The organism is Nocardia sp. NPDC058640 (genome assembly GCF_042716995.1).
In the GTDB taxonomy this organism is placed as follows: Bacteria; Actinomycetota; Actinomycetes; order Mycobacteriales; family Mycobacteriaceae; genus Nocardia.
The window spans coordinates 43,271-65,624 of record NZ_JBHXRG010000001.1; the positions used below are offsets into that span (position 1 = coordinate 43,271).

At 66.3% G+C, this 22,354-nt stretch carries 23 protein-coding genes, 1 tRNA gene and 1 pseudogene; 14 read left to right on the plus strand and 11 right to left on the minus strand.

The genetic code is table 11. The features are described from left to right. Positions 1–323 precede the first annotated feature (323 nt). From ACFWU5_RS00225 to ACFWU5_RS00235, 3 genes are all read left to right on the plus strand, one after another. Positions 324–1,328 (plus strand): zinc-binding dehydrogenase, encoded by a 1,005-nt coding sequence (locus tag ACFWU5_RS00225; RefSeq protein WP_379265612.1) that lies wholly within the window; start codon positions 324–326, stop codon positions 1,326–1,328. 359 nt (positions 1,329–1,687) lie between these two features. Continuing rightward, positions 1,688–1,761, plus strand: a tRNA-Ile gene (locus ACFWU5_RS00230). A 125-nt stretch (positions 1,762–1,886) separates the two neighbouring features. Further along, positions 1,887–2,273, plus strand: a complete 387-nt coding sequence (locus ACFWU5_RS00235) for a DUF6086 family protein (RefSeq protein WP_379265613.1) — start codon at positions 1,887–1,889, stop codon at positions 2,271–2,273. Positions 2,274–2,289: 16 nt separating this feature from the next. Here ACFWU5_RS00235 and ACFWU5_RS00240 read toward each other — a convergent pair whose 3' ends face one another. The 5 genes from ACFWU5_RS00240 to ACFWU5_RS00260 form a co-directional block, all read right to left on the minus strand. Next, on the minus strand, positions 2,290–2,610 hold the full coding sequence (locus tag ACFWU5_RS00240; RefSeq protein ID WP_379265614.1) for a nitroreductase/quinone reductase family protein: 321 nt from the start codon (positions 2,608–2,610) through the stop codon (positions 2,290–2,292). A gap of 25 nt (positions 2,611–2,635) precedes the next feature. Then, the gene (locus tag ACFWU5_RS00245) at positions 2,636–3,133 is read right to left on the minus strand and encodes a DUF1772 domain-containing protein (protein WP_379265615.1); all 498 of its coding nucleotides are present in this window, start codon (positions 3,131–3,133) and stop codon (positions 2,636–2,638) included. A gap of 118 nt (positions 3,134–3,251) precedes the next feature. Beyond that, the gene (locus ACFWU5_RS00250) at positions 3,252–4,007 is read right to left on the minus strand and encodes an ATP-grasp domain-containing protein (protein ID WP_379265616.1); all 756 of its coding nucleotides are present in this window, start codon (positions 4,005–4,007) and stop codon (positions 3,252–3,254) included. A 24-nt stretch (positions 4,008–4,031) separates the two neighbouring features. Further along, a complete protein-coding gene (locus ACFWU5_RS00255; protein ID WP_379265617.1) occupies positions 4,032–4,556 on the minus strand; it encodes a nitroreductase family deazaflavin-dependent oxidoreductase in 525 nt (174 codons plus the stop codon). 68 nt (positions 4,557–4,624) lie between these two features. Beyond that, on the minus strand, positions 4,625–5,245 hold the full coding sequence (locus ACFWU5_RS00260) for a TetR/AcrR family transcriptional regulator (protein ID WP_379265618.1): 621 nt from the start codon (positions 5,243–5,245) through the stop codon (positions 4,625–4,627). 38 nt (positions 5,246–5,283) lie between these two features. On the opposite strand from ACFWU5_RS00260, the gene ACFWU5_RS00265 reads away from it, so the two are divergent. The 3 genes and pseudogenes from ACFWU5_RS00265 (at position 5,284) to ACFWU5_RS00275 (ending at position 7,079) form a co-directional block, all read left to right on the plus strand. Then, entirely contained in the window at positions 5,284–5,961 is a 678-nt protein-coding gene (locus ACFWU5_RS00265; RefSeq protein WP_379265619.1) for a hypothetical protein, read from the plus strand. 147 nt (positions 5,962–6,108) lie between these two features. After that, positions 6,109–6,498: pseudogene (locus tag ACFWU5_RS00270) on the plus strand (VWA domain-containing protein); the annotation flags it as partial. Positions 6,499–6,590: 92 nt separating this feature from the next. Next, complete coding sequence (locus ACFWU5_RS00275; protein ID WP_379265620.1) at positions 6,591–7,079, plus strand: FBP domain-containing protein; 489 nt, start codon at positions 6,591–6,593, stop codon at positions 7,077–7,079. 159 nt (positions 7,080–7,238) lie between these two features. Here the strand turns inward: ACFWU5_RS00275 and ACFWU5_RS00280 are convergent, their stop codons facing one another. After that, positions 7,239–7,511, minus strand: coding sequence for a hypothetical protein (locus tag ACFWU5_RS00280; protein WP_379245791.1), 273 nt, complete (start codon positions 7,509–7,511; stop codon positions 7,239–7,241). 202 nt (positions 7,512–7,713) lie between these two features. On the opposite strand from ACFWU5_RS00280, the gene ACFWU5_RS00285 reads away from it, so the two are divergent. Next, positions 7,714–8,004, plus strand: a complete 291-nt coding sequence (locus ACFWU5_RS00285) for a hypothetical protein (RefSeq protein ID WP_378921229.1) — start codon at positions 7,714–7,716, stop codon at positions 8,002–8,004. Here ACFWU5_RS00285 and ACFWU5_RS00290 read toward each other — a convergent pair. After that, positions 8,001–9,746 carry a TerD family protein gene (locus ACFWU5_RS00290; protein ID WP_379265621.1) on the minus strand — a complete coding sequence of 582 codons (1,746 nt, stop codon included), beginning with the start codon at positions 9,744–9,746 and terminating at the stop codon, positions 8,001–8,003. The two genes, ACFWU5_RS00285 and ACFWU5_RS00290, sit on opposite strands and share 4 nt — an antisense overlap. Before the next feature lie 108 nt (positions 9,747–9,854). Between ACFWU5_RS00290 and ACFWU5_RS00295 the strand changes: the two genes are divergently transcribed. Beyond that, positions 9,855–10,379: a hypothetical protein gene (locus ACFWU5_RS00295; protein ID WP_379265623.1), complete on the plus strand. Its 525-nt coding sequence runs from the start codon at positions 9,855–9,857 to the stop codon at positions 10,377–10,379. Between the two features lies 1 nt (position 10,380). Here the strand turns inward: ACFWU5_RS00295 and pabB are convergent, their stop codons facing one another. Further along, a complete protein-coding gene (pabB, locus tag ACFWU5_RS00300; RefSeq protein WP_379265624.1) occupies positions 10,381–12,417 on the minus strand; it encodes an aminodeoxychorismate synthase component I in 2,037 nt (678 codons plus the stop codon). 69 nt (positions 12,418–12,486) lie between these two features. Between pabB and ACFWU5_RS00305 the strand changes: the two genes are divergently transcribed. The 3 genes from ACFWU5_RS00305 (at position 12,487) to ACFWU5_RS00315 (ending at position 15,370) form a co-directional block, all read left to right on the plus strand. Further along, the gene (locus ACFWU5_RS00305) at positions 12,487–13,551 is read left to right on the plus strand and encodes a phosphotransferase family protein (protein WP_379266188.1); all 1,065 of its coding nucleotides are present in this window, start codon (positions 12,487–12,489) and stop codon (positions 13,549–13,551) included. A 60-nt stretch (positions 13,552–13,611) separates the two neighbouring features. Beyond that, positions 13,612–14,136 carry a DinB family protein gene (locus ACFWU5_RS00310; protein WP_379265625.1) on the plus strand — a complete coding sequence of 175 codons (525 nt, stop codon included), beginning with the start codon at positions 13,612–13,614 and terminating at the stop codon, positions 14,134–14,136. A gap of 103 nt (positions 14,137–14,239) precedes the next feature. Then, a complete protein-coding gene (locus ACFWU5_RS00315; protein ID WP_379265626.1) occupies positions 14,240–15,370 on the plus strand; it encodes an NDMA-dependent alcohol dehydrogenase in 1,131 nt (376 codons plus the stop codon). A gap of 1 nt (position 15,371) precedes the next feature. On the opposite strand, the gene ACFWU5_RS00320 is transcribed toward ACFWU5_RS00315, so the two are convergent. Then, a complete protein-coding gene (locus ACFWU5_RS00320; protein ID WP_379265627.1) occupies positions 15,372–15,728 on the minus strand; it encodes an iron chaperone in 357 nt (118 codons plus the stop codon). A 28-nt stretch (positions 15,729–15,756) separates the two neighbouring features. Continuing rightward, on the minus strand, positions 15,757–16,425 hold the full coding sequence (aztA, locus tag ACFWU5_RS00325) for a zinc ABC transporter ATP-binding protein AztA (protein ID WP_379265628.1): 669 nt from the start codon (positions 16,423–16,425) through the stop codon (positions 15,757–15,759). Positions 16,426–16,473: 48 nt separating this feature from the next. Here aztA and aztB point away from each other — a divergent pair, with 48 nt between their 5' ends. The 3 genes from aztB (at position 16,474) to aztD (ending at position 20,951) form a co-directional block, all read left to right on the plus strand. Further along, positions 16,474–18,651, plus strand: coding sequence for a zinc ABC transporter permease AztB (gene aztB / locus ACFWU5_RS00330; protein ID WP_379265629.1), 2,178 nt, complete (start codon positions 16,474–16,476; stop codon positions 18,649–18,651). A gap of 191 nt (positions 18,652–18,842) precedes the next feature. After that, positions 18,843–19,763 (plus strand): zinc ABC transporter substrate-binding protein AztC, encoded by a 921-nt coding sequence (aztC, locus tag ACFWU5_RS00335; protein WP_379266189.1) that lies wholly within the window; start codon positions 18,843–18,845, stop codon positions 19,761–19,763. Between the two features lie 27 nt (positions 19,764–19,790). Continuing rightward, positions 19,791–20,951, plus strand: coding sequence for a zinc metallochaperone AztD (gene aztD / locus ACFWU5_RS00340; RefSeq protein WP_379265630.1), 1,161 nt, complete (start codon positions 19,791–19,793; stop codon positions 20,949–20,951). 187 nt (positions 20,952–21,138) lie between these two features. On the opposite strand, the gene ACFWU5_RS00345 is transcribed toward aztD, so the two are convergent. Further along, positions 21,139–22,338, minus strand: coding sequence for a serine hydrolase domain-containing protein (locus ACFWU5_RS00345; RefSeq protein ID WP_379265631.1), 1,200 nt, complete (start codon positions 22,336–22,338; stop codon positions 21,139–21,141). Positions 22,339–22,354 lie beyond the last annotated feature (16 nt).

Consider the following 22,354-nt stretch of genomic DNA (forward strand, 5'->3'; position numbering starts at 1 on the left):
GTGGGTGGCAGGGTCGGCGGGGGCGTATCCGTTCTTCGACGGGGCTTCGGGGCAGCCGTGGGAGCCGGGGCCCTCCGGTGATTCCGGTAGCGGGTGTGGTGGGGGAAGTAGCTGTGGGGGCGGCGGCGGCAGCAGTAGTAGTTGTGGTGGTGGAAGCAGCAGTAGCTGTGGTGGGAGTAGCAGTAGCTGTGGTGGCGGGAGTAGCAGCAGTTGCGGCGGGAGCTCCTGATCGAGTGACCTGCGTCTCAGCGCGCTTGACCTGAAGTGGGCTTGGGGTTTCAAGCTGGACTCGTTCGGTTGTCACCACTGGTAAGGAGTCTCCAATGCGTGCAGTGCAGGTCAAAGAATTCGGTGGTCCCGAGGTCCTCGAGGTGGTGGAACTATCCGTGCCCCAACCGGATTCGGGCGAAGTGGTCGTCGACGTCGAGGTTGCCGACGTGATGTTCCTCGACAGTCGCCTGCGTAGCGGTTGGGGGCAGGACTTCTTCCAGCTGAGCCTGCCTTACGTCCCCGGCGGTGCGGTGGGTGGTGTGGTCAGCGCGGTCGGTGCGCAGGTCGATCCCGGTTGGCTCGGTAAGCGCGTGGTCACCCAGACCGCCGCCAGCGGCATCGGTGGTGGGCTGCCCATCGGTGGTTACGCCGAGAAATCCCTCGCCAAGGCGGCCACGCTCACCGAGATCCCCGTCGGTCTGACCACCCAGCAGGCTGTCGGGCTCGCCCATGACGGACGAACCGCGCTCGCCGTGTTCGATCGTGCTGCGGTGCAACCGGGTTCGTGGGTGTTGATCACCGCGGCGGCGGGCGGTCTGGGCACGCTGCTCATCCAGTTGGCGACCGCGGCCGGCGCGAATGTGGTCGCCGCTGCCCGCGGTGCGGAAAAGCTGTCTCTCGCAACACGATTGGGTGCGGTCGAGGTTGTCGACTACTCCCTCGCCGGTTGGGAGGATCGAGTTCGCCGGATCACCGGAGGGGGAGCGGCCGTGGTGTTCGACGGTGCGGGCGGGGCGATCGGTGGCGCGGCACTGGCCGCCACCGCCGACAAAGGGGTCTTCCTCGGGTATGGCTCCGCCGCAGGCGATTTCGCGAACGGCGACACCGAAGCCGCTGCCGCACGCGGCGTCGCGGTGCTCGGCCTGTTCGACATCGTCAAAGGTGAAATCGATTGGGACGCCATCGTTCATCGCATCCACACCGCGGTGATCGCGGGCGATCTGGAAGTGGTGATCGGGCAAACCTTCCCACTCGACCGAGTCGAGCAGGCCCACACCGCCATCGAAAGCCGATCCACCCTCGGCCGTACCGTCTTGACGATCGGCGCGTCATTGTAAAGTACCAAGCGCCCCAACGGAATACACGTTAAGTTATGTTCTGTGCAGGGAATCATAATCATCGCGGTCATCGCCGCGGTTCTGTTGTTGGTAGTCGCAGTGATCAAGTTGGCCAGCAACCCAGGGGGAAACATCGACAGTCACGATCGTGATGAGCGATTACGGGGTGGCCAACGAGCCGAACGCTCGTAACCCGTCACCCCTCAGGGTGCAAGACAACAACGATCGGTCGCAGCGCCTTCCCTCGGAAGCCGCCGCGACCGATCGTTCGTTTCCCACCCCCACCCCACCGCGCCGAGTAGTCAACCCCGCACCAGTCCGGGTATCATGCGACTCGCCTGCGGAGACCCCCGCGGCGAGGGGCGGTAGCTCAGTCGGTTAGAGCCGCGGACTCATAATCCGCTGGTCGTGGGTTCGAGCCCCACCCGCCCCACTTTCCCCTCCTGACCTCCCGGTTCCTGATTCGCATCAGAACGTTTCGACCGAGGGGCGCGCGTACACCAACAGACTATTGCGCGACCGATGTCATGCGAAGTTTCCGGCAGTCGGAGGTACCCGTTGAGCCAGTACTACGAGTTGGGCACCGTGACCCTCTGGAATCCCTCGAACGGGGCTTCACGGTTGTTCCTTCGCCAAGTGCGGTTGTTCGAGGAAGAACTCGGCCTGCCGTCCGGGATCGGACCGATGGAGGCCGACGAGTGTCAGATCACCGTCGGGCTGCTCGCGAATTTCCTGGACGTACTGCTGGTTCGGCGCGCGAGCACCCACCATGCAGTGATCCAGGCGCTGTCCGACGGCTTCATCGCGACCATGATCGTCGTCGCGGAGCGGGCGGGAATCGAGGTGCGGTGGCCCGTTCCCGACGCTCCGGTGTGGGGTGTCGCGGACGTTTGGGGTGAGGTTCGCGAGCATGCGCGTCGACTGGCCGGCCAGATGGCACGTTGACGGGCGGCGGCGAGGTTTATCGGCGGGGTGTCAGGAGGAGGATGGGGATGATGCGGGGGCTGGCGTTGCGTTGGTAGAAGTCGTAGCTGGGGAAGAACGCGACGAACTCGGGCCACAGTAGGGTCCGTTCGGCGTCGGTGGCTTCTCGGGCTGTGACCGGATGGTGGTCGGCGCCGATCTGGATTGTGGTGTGCGGGTTGGCTTTCAGGTTGTGATACCAGGCGGGGTGGGTTGGTTGACCGGCCTTGGAGGCGACGATCGCGATGGTGTCGCCGGTGGCGAGTCGGCCGATTCCGGCCTCGGCGAGGAACTGCTGTTCGTTGGTCGTGTAAGTCATGTCGGGTACTCCTCGGGTGTTGAGATCAGAACAGGATCAGGGTGGCGCACAGGCCGACGATGGCGATGAACTGCAGGGTGACGCGGTACTTCAGGATGCTGTCCCACTTATCCTGCAGCGCACGGGCATTGGGCGGAATGACGCCGGTCCGGGCGGCGGCGGTCTGCTGGGTGTTGATCGGCTTGGCGATGCGGACGTAGAGGGCGAGCCAGGTGAACAGGGCTGCCACCGCGATCCCGGCGGCGATGGCGGCGCCGGTCTGACCGGCCAACAGCGCGAGCGCCAGCGTGAGGACCGCGGTCACCACCCCGCCCGCCCCGAAAATCGGCATCCGCTTGTCGCCGTAGTGGTGACCCCATCCCGCACTCACGGTCACGGTCGCGTCGTCGAGTTTGCGGTACACGGACCGCATGATCGCGGCCGCGCAGATATCGGTGCCGTAGATGACGGCATTGGCGAGAACGGCGACGACGGCGACAAGTTGGCCGGTGAGAATGGGTATTGAATTTCGGCTCCCCTTCATCAATCTAGCACTGCTAGAACGGGGAGCAACGGTAACAGCTGCTAGCTAGACAGTCTAGCGGTGCTAGATTTCAGCGGCGGAGCACCTCTCGCGGAATCCCTCTGCCTCACACCGTCGGTCATGCCCTCGAGGTGAGCAGTTCGCTCCATCGGTTCATCAGTAGTTCGGTGTACTGGTCCGCGGCGATGTCGTAGGCGCCGAGGGCGTAGCCGTCGTTGGCCTCGACGAGTGCTGTTTCGCCGCTGGCCAAGACGCCGAAATCGACGCCGTAGGCGTTGGGTGCGGTGGCGCATCGGCCGTAGGCGGTGATCGCGGATTCGACTGTTTCCATGTTCAGTGGCACGGAGCTGTCACCGTCGTAGTGGTCGACGGCGACGATCCGCTGGTCGATGACGTAGACGCGGTACTCGGAAATCCACGCGACGACCTCCGAGCACCAGACGCGCTGGCGCCGGCTGGCATGTCCCCATGCGGCGAAATCGCGTTCCGAGTAGCAAACGGTTCCGGTGAAGCTCTTTCGCCGCTCTGCGGGCTTGACGAAAACTGGTGTGGCACAGGCGCTGTCCATCGCCCGCTCGATCTCGCCCAGGGTCGATGGCCAAACCTTCCGTCCCAGGAACCCGCGAAGCGCCTCTGGGTAGTCGTCGGGTTGCGGTATCGGGATACGTAGCTGGCGCATCGCGCCGTGCATCGCATCCATGTCCCCAGCGATGAAAACGTCTGGCCCCAAAGCCAACTGCCTGCGCTGGATACGTTTCAGGCTGTAGTGGCGGATCGGAATGTCGAGCCTTTCGAGGCCCTCGGTGAGCAGTTGCTCTTCGTGTCGCATCGGGCCTGATCCGGCGTACTGCAAGTAGGCCACGGTGAAACTCATGCTTCGATCATGCACGCAGTGGAATCACCTGCGCGGCATGAGGATCACGATCGGGATCGTGCGGCTTCCTGCATTGTGTTGGAAGAAGTCGTAGCTCGGGAAAGCCTCGACGAAGTTCGGCCACAGGCGGTTTCGTTCGGCTTCGGTCGCAACCCGGGCTCGAACTGGGTGGACGTCCGCGCCGATCCGGATTGTGGTGTCCGGGTTGGCTTTCAGGTTGTGGAACCAGGCGGGATGGGTCGGTTGGCCGGCCTTGGATCCGGCGATGGCGAAACTGTCGCCGTCCGCGTGGAACATGACGGGTGAGGTTCGGCGGATCCCGGTCCTGGCGCCGACGTGGTCGAGGAGCAGGATTCGGGCATCAAGGAAGGCGGGGAAGTGGCCGCCGATTCGGCCGTTGGTCCGGCGGTAGAGGGCCACGTGGAGTTTCGTCGATCGGCGGCCCAGGTAGATCCCGTGACTGCTCGTGAATCGCGACCCCGATTCCATCATTCGAGCCATCAATGACCGTTTGGTTCGTGCGGGATCGGCTTCGTTCGAATTGCTCATCGCCCCTCCTGAGTTTGATCTACTACGTTCGATAGTAGACATGTTGATGCTGACGGACAGGCGAATCGTCAAGCGAGGAGTTCGCGGGCAAGGGTTGTGGTCCACCAGGATTCGACTCGGTCGGGGGACCAGCCTCGTTCGGTGATGAGGGTGGTGTAGACGTCGATGGTGCAGAGGGCGGCATAGATGTCGACCGAGGTGGCGAGGTCTTCGCGGAGAGTGGCGGGCGGCCAGGAGGTGAAGACCTCGATGCGGGTCCGGTCGGCTCGTAGGCGGGCGTCGGCGTAGGTGGTGGCGAGGTCGGGCTCGGTGCGGCCTGCTTCGCGGATCAGCGCGATGACGTCGGCGGCGCGTTCGTAGAGGCGGCGGTCGTAGGCGGCCATGGCGGCCAGTTGGGCGCGTGGGTCGCCCGCGGCGGCCTCTAGGGCGTCGAGCATTCGGGGAGCGTCGGCGGAGAGGTCGGCGGCGTCGACTATCGCCTGGATGAGGCCGGTTTTGTTGCCGTAGGCGGAGTAGACGGTGGGGACGGAGACGCCCGCTTCGCGGGCCACGTCACGGACCGTGGTGGCGGCCCAGCCTTGTGCCACGAACAGGCGGCGGGCGGCCTGGGCGACCTCGGCGCTGGTCGCTTGGGCTTGGAGGCTGCGGCGCAGCGAGTCGTAGCGGCGGCGGGGCGGATCGGTGGCCAAGGGTTCCTCTTTCGTTTTACGGTACCTATATTAAAAGTATGAGTGATAAATCTAATATGCCGAGCGGTGCGGCGTTTCGGCGGGTCGCGGGGATCGCGGGCGTCGGGTTCGCGCTGGTCATCCTGGGGGCCAACCTGATCTTGGCATCCGCCGGACTGCCGAAGCCGGGTACTGACCCACATACCGCCGTCACGTTCTTTGTCGACCACCGTGACCTCGTGGCACTGGCGACGGCACCCGTGCCGCTGGGATGGTTCTGTGCGGTGCTGTTCGGCGCCGGTGTGCTGGCGGCATTGCGACCGATCGAGCGGACGTCGGGCACGGGGTGGTCGCTGGTCGGCTTCGCCGGATTGCTGTTGCAGAACGCGACTTTCGCCGTGATCATCGGAATCCGTTATGCCCTGAGTACTTCGAACGGTGAAGGTGCGGCACTGTGGGCAATGCAAGACGCACTGCTCGCGCTGAACGGCACGTTCCTCGCGACGGCGCTGGTGGGTCTGACCATTGCGGGCCGACTCGGGGGATTGGTGCGGCCTTGGCATGCGGCCGTCGGATTCCTCGCTGCCGCACTGCAATTCACTGCTGCGACTATTACGCCGATGATCATCGACCATGACGGACCACTCGGTCTGATCGGTTTGTCCGGCTGGCTGCTGTGGGCGGTCTGGTTCGTCGCCTACGGCGTCGCGCTCTTCCGCACCAGCGAAGACCGATGACTTATGTCATGGGTGACCCATGCGAATCCCATCGAGGATCGGTGACTGCGCTTACTACTGGTGGCGCGCCGTTGAGAGCACCGTGGAGAGCATGAGAAACGCAGACGTCATCACCGCTCGGGGGCTCCGGCGGACATATGGGCGCGGCGACGATGCCACGCGGGCATCGACTACGACGCCATCGGCGGCCGCAACGACGAACTGCCGATCATGCGCGCGATCATCGACACCCTGACCGAGCCGACGCTGGTGCTGTTCTTCACCGACGGCGGCTTCGCCAAGAAGCGCGAGATCGCCGCCCTGATGCAGGAGGCCGCCCACCTACCCGCCTTCTGGCAGTTCATCGGCCTCGGCAAAGCCAACTTCGGCGTCCTGCGCACCCTCGACGAACTCGACGGCCGCATCGTCGACAACGCGGGCTTCTTCGCCCTCGACGACATCGACCAGGTCGACGACGCCGAGCTCTACCGCTTGCTGCTCAGCGAGTTCCCGGACTGGCTGCGCGCCGCCCGCACCGCGGGGATCGTCGGCTCCTAAGTTATGGACCATGGGAAATCCGGTTGTCACTGGTCGGAGGGATCGTTAGCGTGTCTACCGTTTGCTGTTCGGCAAACTGAAAGGACGAGCTCATGGAACCCATTACCGAACGCGATATCAGGTCGTCGTTCGTCAACTGTTCGAAAGGTGACGCGAAGCGGTTGAACGTGCCGCGTGACCTGGAGCAACGGCCCTGGGAGGATCTCGACTTCCTCGGCTGGACCGACCCGTCGTACGCGGGGCGCTGCTATATCTCGGTGCCACGGCCGGACGGGCTGGTCAGCGTCGCGTTGCGGCACGAGACCGGCGGGTCCGGCAAGACGCAGATGTGCACGATCTGCCTCACCACCCATTCCGGTGGCGGTGTTTCGCTGATGACCGCGAGCAAGACCGGTGAGTCGGGGCGCAAAGGGAACACGGTCGGCAGCTACATGTGCACCGATCTGGCCTGCTCGCTGTACGCGCGCAACAAGAAGAAGCCCTCGATGGGCAGCCGGTATCGCGAGGATCTGACGCCGGAGGAGAAGGCGCAGCGGGTGGTGGAGAACCTGAACGCCTTCGTTGACCGGCTCTACACGTAGCTGAACCGCCGCGCCGACACGACAGGAGGTAGATGCTGTGCGCCGACACTCGAGAACCCATAAGGCCCGAGTTCTGTTGAATACCAACAGAGCTCGGGTGTTCCTTGCCGGTCGAGTGGGCCCAGGACGACCCCGGACCCGCCCGAGCGGAGCGGGAACCTAGAGCATCGCGTTCATGATGGTGCCCGCGCTGGTGGCGACCACGCCGCCGATCATCGCGCCCGCGACCATCTTCGGTGACTGCATCGCGCCGCCGGTCCATTTCTCCCAGGCGAACTTGCCGCCCGCGACGGTGATGGCGATGATGCCCGACAGCAGAATGAACCAGGTCAGGTAGCTGACCATCTGCATGATCTTGTTCGCCAGTGGCGGGGCCTCGGGGGTGGGATTGCCGATCTGCGCCAAGGTATCGGTGACGGCGGCCAGAAACATGGGGTCTGCCTCGGTATCTCGGGGAGGAACGACGATGAACTCTGTGTCGATGGTATCCGGTCGTTTGCGGCGATGTCGGGGCCCGGTGCGACCGTACCGATCGGTTTTGTTGGTGCACAAGGGGTTCGCGCCCGTATCCTGGACCAGATCGAATACGACAGCGCTGGAACGCAGTTCGCTGCACGCGACAGGGGAGCAGGCTATGAGCATCATTCTGACGTCGATGGCCGACACCATCACGACGTATGCGCAGATCGGAAACCCCACGCCGGAAGCACCTCCGCTGTCGGACAAGATCATGAAAATGGTGCAGTACTTGACCTGGTTCATGATCCTGTCGGGCGTGCTCGCCATCACCGTCGCCGGCGGCAAGTTCGCCTGGGAGAAGTGGAACGGCAGCGCCATGGAGTCGCCGAAGATGATCGCGGGCGCGATGATCGGCGGCGTGGTGGCCACCAGTGGCGGCACCATCATGAACGCGATCCTGGGTTAGATCCGCGCGCCCTTGGCTCGATTGCAGGCCCGGCACAGGATCTGCAGGTTGGTCGCGCTGGTGGCACCGCCGCGGCTGAGCGGGATGATGTGGTCGAATTCCAGGTAGTGGCCGTCGCCGCATTCCACGCACGCACCGCCGTCGCGCTGCCACACCTGGGCTTTCACGTCCTGGGGGATGCTGCGGCTGTCGCGTTGTCCCGGCGTCAGGACCAGGCGTTTCGACACGCGTAACGCGCCTTCCAACGCCGCTGCGACGTAGTCGGGGTCGGTGACGCCGAAGGTCGCGCCGCCGCGGGCGGAGGTGGCGGCGAGCACGACGGTGCCGTGCTCGGGATGCACGGAGACCACCCGGTTCCATGGCAGTTCGATGCCGGTGCCGTCGCCGACGAAGCGCAGTTTCTTCGAGCTGCCGATGAGGCGACCTTCGGTGTTGCGTGGGCCGCGCGCGAGCATGCGGATGTGGACCGCGGGTAGGTCCAGGTGGACGCGTTCGTCGGGGTCCAGGTGCAGGCCGGGGGTGTTGATGGTGGGCAGTTCGCCCGCGCGCAGGCGGGACAGGGTGCGGCCGCGGTGCATTCGGCGGCGGAGGTCGTCGACGATGGTGCCGGACAGGGCCAGTTCGCTCACGACATGTTCGAAGGCTTCGAGTTCGTCGGCGAAGACCTCACCGTCGGCGAACGCGAAGGCGACCATCCGCTCGACCTGAGTCAGGCCCGCTTCGCGCAGGACCGTGCGGCCGAGGTCCTCGTCGATGCGTTGGAAGCGCAGGGCGGCCCAGACTTCGGTCCACTCGTGCGACAGGGTGCCGGGGCCCGCGAGGACGCGCCTGGCTCTGTTGCGCCAGTGGGTGAGGAACTCCTCGACTTCGGCGGCGCAGTTCTTGCAGGGGGCGTGACCACCGAACAGCTTGCGGCGCAAGGGGTTCCCGCAGCGAGCACAGCGGGCACGATGGTCGTGGATATGCGGGCGGACGCTGGCGGTCCACTCGTCGCCGTCCCACCAGCGCAGCTGATCGGGGGATTCCGGGTCAGGGTGCCAGTCGGCGAGTTCGGGGTCCTGCGGGGGCGGGGGTGGGACGTCGATGACGCGGCGGGTGAGGGCTGGCGGGCGCCGGGTCGGATCCTCAGCGACGGCGGACCCGGTGCGTCGACGGTCGTCCGGCTCGGACGGTTCGGCAGACGACGGCATATATCCGGCGAGTGGGAGATCCGACGCGGACTGGAGCGCGGACGGCCTCGGCTCATCGACAGTGACCCCGAATTCCGCAGCCAAGCCGGGCAATCCACCCGCCCACCCCTGACCGATCGCGCGAAACCGCCACTGACCGTCGCGACGATAGAACTCGCCGAACATCATCGCCTGCACGTCTTCGATGCCCTCGATCGCGAACTCGGCGATCGGCCCGTCGGCGGCGTGCACGGTCAAGGTGAGGTCGGGCAGTTGGTCGAACGTGGCATCGTCGAGGGACGCGCTGATGACGATGCGCGCTACATCATCTTCGGTACGCGGCAGCGAAATACTCAGTCGCGCGGTACCGGGGGCGGGCTCCTGATCGAGGGTCACCGCTTGCGAGGCGTGCCGGGGGGCGTTGAAGAACACGAAATCACGGTCGCCGCGCACCAGCCCCGACTCGGTGACCAGCAGGGCGTGCGCGTCCACGGTATGCGCGGACCGCCATGAAACGACCACGGCGAGAAGCGATGTCGGGACCGGCGCGTGCGCACCCTTGCGTAGTTCCATGGTCCCCGCATGATGCCATGAGGGTCCGACAGGAAATTTGACCAGGACACGAAGCGGGGCGGGGCGCCCATTCCTGCGTGCGCGGCCGGCTTGCGGCACAGTGGTGTCATGACGAACCCGAGGAAGCGGGGGCGCGCTGACGAGGCTGCTCCGGCGGCGCAGGCGCGGAAGGTGCCGGGGGCCGAGTTGTTGTCGGCCGCGCAGGCGGCGGTGGGGGCCGCGCAGACGGCGGCGGGGCAGGCGATCGACGCCGCGCAGCAGACGGCGGGGCAGGCGATCGACGCCGCGCAGCAGACGGCGGGGTATGCCTTCGACGCGGCCGTGCGACTGCCGCCTGCCTCGGCGCAGTTGGCGGCGCAGTTGCCCGATCTGGTGGAGAACCTGTCGATCGCGGTCGAGCGGCTCAACAGCACCATCGATCGGCTGGATCGCACGTTGGCGTTGGCCGATCCGGTGTTCGCCACCTATGACCGGTTGTTGCCGCGGCTCGAGGCGGTGATCTCGCTGGGGGAGGACGTGTTCGGTGCGGTGGCGAAGCTGCCGGGGGTCGGGTTGCTCGGGCGGATCGCCGGGCGTGGCGGCGAGGAACCCGCGCCGGAACCGGAGCCGACCAAGCGGTCCCGCAGGCGCTGAGTCAGTCCAACGCGCGGAAGGTCGCGGCCGCTTTGAGCACCATTTCCGCGTACTCGTCCTCGGGATCGGAATCGAGCACGATCGCGCCGCCCGCGCCGATCCGCCATTCGTCGTCGTAGCGCACGGCCGTGCGGATCACGATGTTGAGGTCGGCGGTGCCGCCCAGACCGAGGAAACCGATGGTGCCCGAATAGATCCCGCGCGCTTCGGTTTCCAACTCGTCGAGGATGTCCATGGTGCGAATCTTCGGCGCGCCGGTCATCGAACCGCCGGGGAAACAGGCGCGCAGACAGTCGATCACCCCGGCGTCGGGGCGCAGGGTGCCGCGCACCGTGGACACCAATTGGTGCAGGGTGGAATAGGTTTCGGTGTCCATCAACTTCGGCACATGCACGGATCCGACTTCGCACACGCGGCCCAGATCGTTGCGCAGCAGGTCCACGATCATCAGATTCTCGGCGCGGGTTTTCGGGTCGGCGGGCAGGGCGCGGCGCAGCTGTTCGTCCTCGGTGGCGGTGCGTCCGCGCGGGGCGGTGCCTTTGATCGGTTTGCTCTCGACCACCCGATCGCGGTCGATCTTCAGGAACCGTTCCGGCGAGGAACATGCCACGTCCAGGCCGTCGAACCGCAGGTAGGCGGCGTACGGTGCGGGATTGCAGCGGCGAAGTCGCCGGTACAGCGCCAGTCCGTCGTCGGGTTCGGCGGCGACCGCGACCGCGTCGGTCAGGCAGATCTCGTAGGACTCGCCCGCCTGCAGCCGGTCCTGACACACCGCGATATCGGCCAGATAGCGATCGCGCCCGCGCACCAGGTGGGCCTGCACGGCGTCCGGGTCGGCGGGCACGGACAGGCCCGCCGGATTGACCCAGGTCGGCAGGTCGGCCAGTTCGTCGGCAGTGTCGTCGAGCCACTGTTCGGCGGCCTGATCGGTCTCGGTCAGAGCGAGCAAGTGGGTCTGCCCGGCCTCATGATCGACCACGATCAGCCGGTCGGCGAAAATCCACTGCGCATCCGGCGTGGGGGAGCGGTGGGCATTGCGCGCACCACAGTCGGCCTTCACTTCATAACCGAGATACCCGACATAACCGCCCACGAAATCGAAAGGCAGCGACGGGATTTCGCAATGCCGGGTTCGCAGTTCCCGATCCAGATAATCCAGGATGGTACCGGCGACGGTGCGAGTACCCGCCGCGTCCGTCACCGTGACGGAGCCGTCCCCGACCCGATAGCCCACGATTTCGGCATGCGGCCCACTCGCATCACCCAGAAACGAGAACCGGTCGAGACCACGTTCGACATGCTCACTGTCGAGCCAGAACGCCGCCGTACCCTCGGAATATTTACGCAGGAAGATCGCTTCGGTATCGATCGCCCGTTCGATTACCTTGTGCGCCAAGCGAAATGAACGCTGCGGCGAAACGAAAACGGGTTTCACCGACGGCCCGCGCACCACAACCGGCGCGGACACTCGCACTTTGGTGAGATCGGCGAAATTGCGCAGCAACGCGGCACCGAATTCACTCGACACCGACTCGGGATGGAACTGCACACCCCACTGCGGCCGCTCCCGATGCCGCACCCCCATGATCACCCCGTCACCGGTCGACGCGGTGACCTCGAGAGTGTCGGGCAACGGGCTCTGCGCGGCCAGCGAGTGGTAACGCACGACCGTGAAATTCTGCGGCAGACCCGCGAACAGATCCCGATCGTCATGGGTCACCTGATCGAGAAAACCGTGCCTGGCCTCCGGCGCACGTTCGACCGTTCCGCCCGCGCCGATCACGATGCCCTGATGGCCCAGACACACACCCAACAGCGGCAGCTCGGACTCCGCGATCACCGCCGTCGACAACCCCATATCGCCGGTGCGATCGGGTCGGCCCGGTCCCGGCGAGATCACCACATTGTCGAACTGGTTCAGGTCCACCGGGGCCTCGTCGTTGCGCACGACAGTCGGCTCGTTGCCGTTGACCTCGCTGATCAGCTGATAGAGGTTGTAGGTGAACGAGTCGTAGTTGTCGATCAAGAGCGTGCGCATTGTGGCGCAAACTTTACGCTCGGCCCGCGGGTGTTCATTCCCGCGCAGGGCCGGGGACGCGCGGGCAGAATGTGCGCCATGTCTGTTTCTCAACCTGTTGATGTCGACCAGTCGATCGCGGACTTCGCGGCGATCGGGCGGTGGATGGACCGACAGGGCCTGCCCGGTACGGAATTCGACGCGATCACCAGCATCGGTGGCGGCACGCAGAACATCATGTTGCGGTTCACCCGCGGCGGGCGCGAGTACGTGTTGCGGCGCGGACCCCGGCATCTGCGGGCGAAGAGCAACGAGGTGATCGGCCGGGAATCGCGACTGCTGCGCGCCATCGACGGCACCGACGTGCGGTCCCCGCGGGTGATCGCGGCCTGCGACGACGAGTCGGTGATCGGCGCGGTGTTCTACCTCATGGAACCCATCCGCGGCTTCAACCCGCAGACCGAACTGCCCGACCTGCACGCGGGCGACCCCGAGATCCGCCACCAGATGGGCCTGTCCGCCGTCGAGGCGATCGCCAGGCTCGGCGCCCTCGACTACCAGGCGCTCGGCCTGCACGACTACGGCCGCCCCGAGGGTTTCCTCGAACGGCAGGTGCCGCGCTGGCTGCGCGAACTGGACTCCTACAGCGCGAACCAGGGTTATCCCGGCCCGCAGATTTCGGGCGTGGACCGCATCGGCGACTGGCTCGAACGCCACCGGCCCACCACCTGGACACCGGGCATCATGCACGGCGACTGCCACCTGGCCAACATGATGTTCGACTACGACGGCCCCGAGGTGGCGGCGCTGGTGGACTGGGAGATGTCGACCATCGGCGACCCGCTGCTGGACCTGGGCTGGCAGCTGGCGACCCGACCCGAACCCGGCACGGTCGGCGCGGGCCTGATGGGCACGCTCGGCACGGTCGGCGGCCTGCCCACCGCCGCGGAGATGATCGAGCACTACGGCACGTTCTCCGACCGCGATCTGAGCGCGATCACCTGGTACACCGTGCTGGCCTGCTTCAAGCTCGGCATCGTGCTCGAGGGCACGTACGCGCGCGCGTTCGCGGGCAAGGCACCTAAGCCGGTCGGCGACTTCCTGCACGCGGTGACGATGGAACTGTTCGAGAAGGCCGGTCAGCTGGCGCAATGATGTCGGAAGTTGGCGGAAAATCGATGGAGTGCAAGAAGCGGACACCCTAGGCTCACTTCCATGATCGTGCCTGACAGCAAGAACTGGACCTGGGTGCTCGAACGCGCCTGCGCCGAATGCGGATTCGACGCCGAGACCACCGCCTTCACCGCGGTGCCCGCGCTGGTGCTCGACAGCGCCACCCGCCTCGGTGCGGCGCTGGAACGCGACGACGCGCGGGTGCGCCCGGACGCGCAGACCTGGTCCGTTCTCGAATACGCCGCCCACGTGCGCGACGTGTGCCGCATCTTCGACACCAGACTCGCGCTCATGCTGGCCGGCGACGGCGTGCACGCCCCGCAGTTCGAGAACTGGGATCAGGACGCGACCGCGCTCGCCGACCGCTACGACGAGCAGGACCCCGCCGTCGTCGCGCGGGAACTGGCCGAAGCCGCCGAACGGATCGCCGCCGCGTTCGCCGCGGTGCCCGCGGAATCGCTGGAATTGCGGGGCGCCCGCAGCGACGGATCGCTGTTCACGGTCGACTCGCTGGGTCGCTACTTCCTGCACGACCTCGTGCACCACGTGTACGACGTGCGCGGATAGAGATTTCTCAACCAATTTCTAGAACGTGTTTCAGAAATCGGTGATTTGTCGTTAGGGTGAGTGCAGTCACAACGAGGCACGCTTGGCGAGAGGTCTACCGGCAATGAAGACGAAGGGCGCGATCCTGTGGGGCACCGATCAGCAATGGTCGGTGGAGGAGATCGAGGTCGGCGACCCCGTCGCCGGTGAAGTGCAGATCCGGATGGAAACGGCGGGCATGTGCCACTCCGACCATCACATCGTCACCGGGGCGACGCCGATGCCGGCGTTCCCGGTGATGGGCGGCCACGAGGGCGCGGGTGTCATCACCAAGCTCGGCCCCAACTGTCCCAGCGACCTGGCCGTGGGCGACCACGTGATCCTGTCGTTCATTCCCGCGTGCGGGCGCTGCCCGTCGTGCGTGTCGGGCAATATGGCGCTGTGTGATCTGGGCGCGGGATTGCTGATGGGACAGGCGATTTCGGACGGCACCTACCGCATCCAGGCGCGCGGCGAGAACGTCATCCCGATGTGTCTGCTGGGCACCTTCGCCCCGTACATGACGGTGCACCACACCTCGGTGGTGAAGATCGACCCCACCATCCCGTTCGAGGTGGCCTGCCTGGTGGGTTGCGGCGTGCCGACCGGGTTCGGTTCCTCCACACACGTGGCACAGGTGCAGCCGGGCGAGACCGTGGTGATCGCGGGCATCGGCGGCGTCGGCATGAGCGCGCTGCAGGGCGCGGTGCTGTCGGGTGCGTCGAAAGTCATTGCCATCGACCCGAATCCGTGGAAATTGGAGCAGGCGCAGAAGTTCGGCGCCACCCACGCCTACGAGAGCATGGCCGCCGCGATCATGCCGATGATCGACGCCACCGAAGGCCGGATGGCCGAAAAGGTCATCCTCACCATGGGTGAGATGCACGGCGACTACATCGAAGAGGGCCTGATCCTCACCGGCAAGGCGGGCACCCTGGTGGTGACCTCGATGGGCCGTATGGACGCCAGCGACGTGAAGCTCAACAGCTTCCTGCTGTCAATGCTGCAGAAAACGGTGAAGGGCACCATCTTCGGCGGCGGCAACGCCCGCCAGGACGCCCCGCGACTGCTGGCGCTGTACAAGGCCGGCCAGCTCAACCTCGACGACATGGTCACCCGCAGCTACTCGCTCGAAGAGATCAACCAGGGCTACCAGGACATGTTGGACGGCAAGAACATTCGCGGCATCATCCGCTACACCGAAGCCGACTGGTAGGTCAGCTGTTTCGAGCCCGCTCGGCGAGACGCACCGCGACCTGCGCGATCAGGTCATACGGAATCGGTTCGCCGAGTGGGAATTTCAAGGTGCCACGGCCCGAGTTGTAGGGCTCGATGGTTTTCTCGAACGCCGCGTCGCCCTCGGGCACGGGGTACACGCTCACGTGGGCTTTCCAGCCCGCGAAGAAGATGAACACCCGGCCGTCGATGGTGGCGGCCGGGATGGCGTAGCTGATCTTCTCGCCCGTGTCGGGGACCGCGCGGTGGATCGTTGCGCGGATCTGTTGCAGGACGGCGCGTTCGGCCGGTGGTTGGTCGGCCAGGTAGGCGTCGACGGAGGTGGGTTTGTCTGCCACGGTTCCTCCTGTTGGGTAGGCGGCAATTCTAGCCTCTGACCAGCACTTTCTTCGGATGACCCGCTTGTAGGCGGCCGTCGCGTAGCAGCAGGCAATAGTCGGCCTGCTCCGCCTCGGCCATGTCGTGGGTGGCCTGCACCACGGTGACGCCGGTGGCGCTGATCTCGGCCAGGGCGCGGGAGATCTCAGCGCGCGAGGTCGCGTCCAAGCCGGTCGACGGCTCGTCGAGCAGCATCAGGTCCGACTGTTGGGCCAGCGCTTGGGCGAGCAGGGTGCGTTGGCGCTGACCGCCGGAGAGGGTGTCGAGTCGCCGTGGCGCCAGGTCGGTGAGGTCCATTCGCTCCAGGCAGGCGCGGGTGATCTCGCGATCCTGTTTGGTGAGGCGCCGCCACGGCCCGCGATGCGCCCAGCGCCCCATTGCCACCGCCTCACGCACCGTCATCGGGAGCGTCGTCGGAATTGCGTTGTGTTGCACCACGAATGCGGGTTTGTGCGTGGTGGATCGGTGCACGCTGCCCGACTGGGCGGTCACCGTGCCCGCGAGGATGCCGAGCAGGGTCGACTTCCCTGAACCGTTGGGTCCCACGATCGCGGTGATCTGGCCGCGCGGGATGGTCGCCGATATGTCCGACAGCACGGGCTGCCCGGCGTAACCCACTGTCAGGCCCTGGATACGGATTGCTTCTGTGTTCTGCATCTCACCTCAATTGAAACGATAATCATTTTCAGTATATCGTTCCGCCCTATGGAATGGCTGATCGCTCCGTTCGAGGTGGCATTTGTGCAGCGCGCACTGTGGGGTGGGCTGCTGGTGTCGTGCGTGTGCGCGCTGGCCGGAACCTGGGTTGTGGTGCGCGGCATGGCATTTCTCGGTGACGCGATGGCGCACGGGATGCTGCCCGGTGTCGCGGTGGCGGCGCTGCTCGGCGGGAATCTGATCGTCGGGGCCGCGGTGAGTTGCACCGCCATGGCGTTCGGGGTGTCGGCGCTGTCGCGCGGTAAACGGTTCGCCGCCGATACCGCGATCGGGTTGCTGTTCGTGGGGATGCTCGCGGCCGGGGTGATCATCGTGTCGCGGTCGCAGTCCTTCGCCGTCGATCTGACCGGGTTCCTGTTCGGTGACGTGCTGGCAGTGCGCACGGTGGATCTCTGGTATCTCGTTGCGGCACTGGCGATTGCGCTGGTGATCGCAGTGCTCGGGCATCGGGCGTTCGTCGCGCTCACCTTCGATCCGCGTAAAGCGCACACGCTCGGGTTGCATCCGAAAGCGGCGCAGGTGGCGTTGATCGGGTTGCTGACGGTGGCGATCGTGGCCTCGTTTCACGTTGTGGGGACGTTGCTGGTGTTCGGGTTGCTGATCGCTCCGCCTGCGGCCGCGGTGTATTGGTCGGATCGGATGCCGGTGGTGATGGTGATCGCCGCGCTGGTCGGTGGGTTGTCTACCGTTGCGGGACTTGTGATTTCGTGGCATGGGGGGACTGCGGCGGGGGCGACTATCGCGGCTGTGGCGGTGGGGCTGTTCTTCGTGTCGGCTGTTTTCTCGGCGGTGCGGGAGCGGTTCGGGAAGGTCTGGGTGGTCGCGCTGGCGGCGGTGCCGTTGGTGGGGTGTTCTGTGGCGGGGGAACCTGCGGTGGTCGAGGAGCCTGCGCACGGGTTCGTCGCCGGGGCGGAGGAGGCGAGCGAGGCTCAGGCGCGGCTGGTTGTTGCCGACGCGGCCGGCGCTATTCGGGTGATCGATCTACTGACGGAGAAGGTCACGTCGGTCGACGCGCCTGCACCGAAAAATGTTTCCTCACAGCCGAATTCCGGCCCACCGACAGATCGCCAGTTGCCTATCGGTGGCGACCAGCGGAGACCGACTGTCGGTGTCGTTGGTGACGGGCGCTTCGCGTATCTGAGTTCGGGGGCGTTGGTTCGGATCATCGACGCCGGGGCGTGGACTGTCGACCACGGCGACCACCGGCACTACTACCAGGCGCCGATCCGCGACGTCGGCGCGGTGGACAGTTCTCCCGCCCGGGACGGTGGTGGCCGATCGGACTCAGGGGCCGGTGATGGCGGTGTCTCCGCGGACCCGGATTCGCGGGCTGAAGGAGGCCTGAGTGCGGGTGGTTCCGGCGCCCTGGAATCGCGGCCCGAAGGTGGGGGCTCCGGGGTTGTTGGTGCGTACAGTGACGTCGCCATCGCGTCGGTTGTGCTGGATTCGGGCATGACGATCTTGTTCGACCGGCCGATGTTGGACGGCGGTGTCGCCCAGGCGCAACGACGGGTCGAGGGCATCGCTCTGCCGTACGCCGAGCGGATCGTGGTCGCCGACGGTTCGGGTCGCGTCGAGGTGCGCGGGCGGGACGGCGCGGGGGGACAGGTGCAGAACGCCACGTGTACGCAGCCGGAGGGACAGGCCGTCACCAGGCGCGGAGTTGTGTTCGGTTGCGCCGACGGGGCACTCGTGGTGGCGCAGCGCGACGGTGATTTCGTCGCCGAGAAGATTCCCTTCCCGGTGCCGACCTCGGATCGGGCAAGCGCATTCACACACCGACCCGGCAGCACGACGCTGACCGCACTCGCTGGTCGCGACGGCGTGTGGACGCTCGATATCCGGAAGAAGACCTGGACGCGGACCGCGATCGTGGATCCGGTCGCGGTGAACACCGCCGGTGAGGGATCACCGCTGCTGGTGCTCACCCGCGACGGTGTCCTGCACGCGATCGATCCCGTATCCGGCGGGGAGACAGGACAACTCGCTGTCTCGAGCGGACCCGTCGAAGGGCAGCCGGTGATCCTCGTCGACCCGGATCGCGCCTACGTCAACGACATTCGAGGCCGCAAGGTCCACGAGATCGCCTACAACGACAACCTCCGGTCGGCGCGCACGTTCGAACTGGATATCGCGCCCTCGCTGATGGTGGAGACAGGCCTGTGAACCCCGCGTCTCTCGACATCCGACCGTCGACCACAGCCGATGCAATCGACCCGTTCGTGGGCGAACAGGTTCCCTCGATGCCTGCGAATCCGATCTCAGCATCGCGCCGGTTCGGCCGAATCCGGTGGGAGGTCCGCGCTTTCCGCGTCAGCGGCACGCCGGGAGCGGGCACGTCGCGAGTCGGCGCGGCGATGCGCCGGACGGCCCGACTGTTCATCACGGCCGCGCTGCTCATCCCGTTGCTCGCCGCGTGCACCAGTGGGTCCGAGCGGTCCGGGATCGTGGTGACCACGAACATCCTCGGCGACCTGACCAGGGCGGTCGTGGGCGACTCGGTGCCGGTGACGGTGTTGATGCAGGCCGGTGCCGACCCGCATTCGTTCGCGATCTCCGCACGTCAGGCGGCCGACATCGAGCACGCCGCGCTGGTGGTGCACAACGGCCTCGGGCTCGAGGAAGGCATCGCCCGGCATGTGCAGTCGGCGGTATCAGCGGGAGTGCCCACGATCGCCGTCGCCGAGCGGGCCGATCCGATCCGCTACACCTCCGATGAGTCTGCGGGACAACCCGATCCGCACTTCTGGACCGATCCGGCACGGGTGCGCCTGGCCGTCGAGGCGATCAGCGCGGAGGTGCTCGCCCAGGTCGACGGCATCGATACCGGTGCGGTGCAAGCCAATACGCAACGCTACCTCGGCGAACTCGACCAGCTGGATCGGTGGATGACCGACGAGTTCGCCGCCATCCCAGCCGAGCGCAGACAACTGGTCACCGACCATCACGTATTCGGTTACCTCGCCCAGCGATTCGGATTCCGGGTGATCGGTGCGGTGATCCCCAGCGGCACCACCCTGGCCTCGCCGAGCGCCTCCGACCTCGACGCACTCGCCACCGCGATCAGAACCGCGGGCGTGAGCGCCATCTTCGCCGATTCCGCACAGCCCGACCGGCTTTCGCGCGTCCTGGCCGAACACACCGGGTTGCACGTGCAGGTGATCGCCCTGCACACCGAATCCCTCACCCCGCCCGGCGAAGGCGCGGCCACCTATCTGGAGATGGCCCGCGTCAACGCCGAGGCCATCGCCCGTGGTTTAGCCGGGCCCACAACGTAATTCACGCACCGAGAAATGGAGCAGTACATGAACAGGTCACGGACCACCACGATGGTGGCCATGTCCGGGGCACTCGCCTCGGTGATCGCGCTGGGCGGTTGCACGGCGGACGAACCCGGCCACGCCCACGAGCACACACCGGGCGCCGAACCGATCGCGCTCACCTACGACGGCGGCATCTACGTCCTCGACGGCGCCTCGCTCGCCCAGAAAGGGGACGTGAAACTCGACGGATACAACCGCCTCAACCCGGCCGGCGACCACGACCACCTCATGGTGTCGACCAAGGACGGCTTCCGCGTCTTCGACGCCTACGGCGCCGCCTTCACCGGAACCGACTATCCCGCAGCAAAACCCGGCCACGTGGTGCGGCACGCGGGCAAGACCGTGCTGTTCGCCGACGGTACCGGCGAGGTCACCATCATCGACACCGACAAGATCGACAGCGGCAAATCCTCCGAGGTCTACAAGACCCCCACCGCGCACCACGGCGTCGCCCTCGAACTCGGCAACGGGAACCTGCTGGTCACCCTCGGCACCGAGGACGCACGAGTCGGCCTCGCGGCACTGGACAAGGATCGTAGGGAAATCGCGCGCAACGAGGACTGCCCCGGCGTACACGGCGAAGCCGCCGCACAGAATGAAGCGGTCGTGGTCGGCTGCCAGACCGGGGCCGTGGTCTACCGCGACGGCAAGATCACCAAGGTGACCAGCCCGACACCGTACGGCCGAATCGGCAACATGTCCGGCAGCGACTCTTCGCCGATCGTGCTCGGCGACTACAAGCAGGACAAGGAAGCCGAACTCGAACGCCCACAGCAGATCTCGCTGGTCGACACCACCGACGGCACCCTGCGCCTGGTCGACATCGGCACCAGCTACACCTTCCGCTCACTCGCGCGCGGCCCGCAGGGTGAAGCCCTGGTCCTGGGCACCGACGGCAAGATCCACGTGATCGACCCCGTCGCGGGCAAGGAAATCCGCACCATTCCGGTGCTGGGCACCTGGCAGGAACCCCTCGACTGGCAGGACGCCCGCCCGGCCCTGTTCGTGCGCGACGGCATCGCCTACGTTAGCGACCCGGCGACCAAGCAGGTCCACCGCATCGACCTGGCCGACGGAAAGGTCACGGCCACGGCCACCCTCGCCGCCGCGCCGAACGAGATCACCGGCGTCACCGCACACTGATCCACGGCTGCGCCCGGCCCACGTAGGAGCCGGACGACTCGCGAGACCGGCCTAATCGTCCAATCGGGGGCCGTTTCCGTCGAAATACGGACTGAACGCCGCCGATTTGGACGATTAGGCCGGGCAATCGGTAGGCCCGGCACACGGCGGGATCGGATGCCAATGCCCTGGCTACGCGCATACCTGCCTACCGGTCGGCGCACCGCACGACGACCTCGCGCAGGTTGCGACTGCGCACATCATCGAGAATCGCCATGCCCAGGCGGTTCATGCTGTAGCCGAAGCCCAATCCCGTTGTGGGGTCGGCGAATCCGAAGGAGCCGCCCAGGCCGGTGGTGCCGTAGGCCCGTTTGTCCGAGCCGAAACGGAAGGTGCCCCGCGATTTGCGGAAGCCCAGGTGGTAGCGGCTCTTGGTGTGCAGGACCAGGTCGTCGGCGGGGACATCGTCGGCGGTGTCGGCCGCGGCGAGCCGGTCGAGGATGTCGTCGCTGATGGGCAGCGATCCCGTGCGGCCCGCCGCGGCGCCGTACACCTTCGCCAGCGCGCGGGCGTTCCCGACGCCGTTCATGCCGGGCCATTCGACTTCGAGGAACTCCCGACGCGCGGCACGAGCAGGCGCACCGGGACGCGGATTGGTCAGTGCCGCATAGGAATACCCGCGCTTGGCGTAGACCTCGCCGCCGATGCGCAACGGCAGATCACGGCGTTCGTACCGCCAGATGTCGAAACCTTTGGTCGCAGACAGTTGGGCGACCCGCTCCATCGGCTCGGATGCGGGCAGTCCGATGAACAGGTCGGCGCCGACCGGTTCCGCGATCTCCTCGGCGAAGAACTGTCCGAGGCTGCGACCTTCCGGATCCACCCGCCGCAGCAGTTCGCTCTGATACAACCCCAACGTCAACGCGTGATAACCGTGCCGGGTGCCCGGCTCCCACGCCGGTTTCTGCGCGGCGAGCAGCTCGCCCAGCGCATCACGGTCGATCAGCTCACGCAGTTTCACGATCCGGTCCAACCCGGACAGCCCGGCCTGATGATCGATCAGCTGCCGCACGGTGATCCGGTCTTTGCCGTGCGCGGCGAACTCAGGCCAGTACTTCGCCACCGGCGCCTCGTAGTCCAGCAGCCCGCGCGACACCGCCGTCGCGATCGTGAACGCCGACATCCCCTTCGACGAGGAGAACACCGGCACGATCGTGTCGCGCTCCCACGCCACCTCGCGCCGGCGATCGCGATGTCCCGCCCACAAATCGACCAGCGGTTCGTCGCCGGAATACACGGCGACCGCGGCGCCGATCTCGCCGTGATGGGTGAAATTGCGGCGGAAGGCGTCGGCGAGGGGGCCGAAACCGGCCGCGGTGTCGCCGTGGATCGAGGGTGCTGCACTCATGGTGCCCACGATCGTA

Bases quoted from the DNA above. Each gene is read 5' to 3' on its own strand.
- ACFWU5_RS00290 (WP_379265621.1), bottom strand. From the start codon at position 9,746: ATGGAACTACGCAAGGGTGCGCACGCGCCGGTCCCGACATCGCTTCTC.
- aztD (WP_379265630.1), top strand. From the start codon at position 19,791: ATGAACAGGTCACGGACCACCACGATGGTGGCCATGTCCGGGGCACTC.
- ACFWU5_RS00345 (WP_379265631.1), bottom strand. From the start codon at position 22,338: ATGAGTGCAGCACCCTCGATCCACGGCGACACCGCGGCCGGTTTCGGC.
- ACFWU5_RS00315 (WP_379265626.1), top strand. From the start codon at position 14,240: ATGAAGACGAAGGGCGCGATCCTGTGGGGCACCGATCAGCAATGGTCG.
- pabB (WP_379265624.1), bottom strand. From the start codon at position 12,417: ATGCGCACGCTCTTGATCGACAACTACGACTCGTTCACCTACAACCTC.
- ACFWU5_RS00280 (WP_379245791.1), bottom strand. From the start codon at position 7,511: ATGTTTCTGGCCGCCGTCACCGATACCTTGGCGCAGATCGGCAATCCC.
- ACFWU5_RS00240 (WP_379265614.1), bottom strand. From the start codon at position 2,610: ATGACTTACACGACCAACGAACAGCAGTTCCTCGCCGAGGCCGGAATC.
- ACFWU5_RS00305 (WP_379266188.1), top strand. From the start codon at position 12,487: ATGTGCGCCATGTCTGTTTCTCAACCTGTTGATGTCGACCAGTCGATC.
- ACFWU5_RS00310 (WP_379265625.1), top strand. From the start codon at position 13,612: ATGATCGTGCCTGACAGCAAGAACTGGACCTGGGTGCTCGAACGCGCC.
- ACFWU5_RS00255 (WP_379265617.1), bottom strand. From the start codon at position 4,556: ATGAGCAATTCGAACGAAGCCGATCCCGCACGAACCAAACGGTCATTG.
- ACFWU5_RS00225 (WP_379265612.1), top strand. From the start codon at position 324: ATGCGTGCAGTGCAGGTCAAAGAATTCGGTGGTCCCGAGGTCCTCGAG.
- ACFWU5_RS00245 (WP_379265615.1), bottom strand. From the start codon at position 3,133: ATGAAGGGGAGCCGAAATTCAATACCCATTCTCACCGGCCAACTTGTC.
- ACFWU5_RS00250 (WP_379265616.1), bottom strand. From the start codon at position 4,007: ATGAGTTTCACCGTGGCCTACTTGCAGTACGCCGGATCAGGCCCGATG.
- ACFWU5_RS00275 (WP_379265620.1), top strand. From the start codon at position 6,591: ATGGAACCCATTACCGAACGCGATATCAGGTCGTCGTTCGTCAACTGT.
- aztA (WP_379265628.1), bottom strand. From the start codon at position 16,425: ATGCAGAACACAGAAGCAATCCGTATCCAGGGCCTGACAGTGGGTTAC.
- ACFWU5_RS00285 (WP_378921229.1), top strand. From the start codon at position 7,714: ATGAGCATCATTCTGACGTCGATGGCCGACACCATCACGACGTATGCG.
- ACFWU5_RS00295 (WP_379265623.1), top strand. From the start codon at position 9,855: ATGACGAACCCGAGGAAGCGGGGGCGCGCTGACGAGGCTGCTCCGGCG.
- aztB (WP_379265629.1), top strand. From the start codon at position 16,474: ATGGAATGGCTGATCGCTCCGTTCGAGGTGGCATTTGTGCAGCGCGCA.
- aztC (WP_379266189.1), top strand. From the start codon at position 18,843: ATGCGCCGGACGGCCCGACTGTTCATCACGGCCGCGCTGCTCATCCCG.
- ACFWU5_RS00265 (WP_379265619.1), top strand. From the start codon at position 5,284: ATGAGTGATAAATCTAATATGCCGAGCGGTGCGGCGTTTCGGCGGGTC.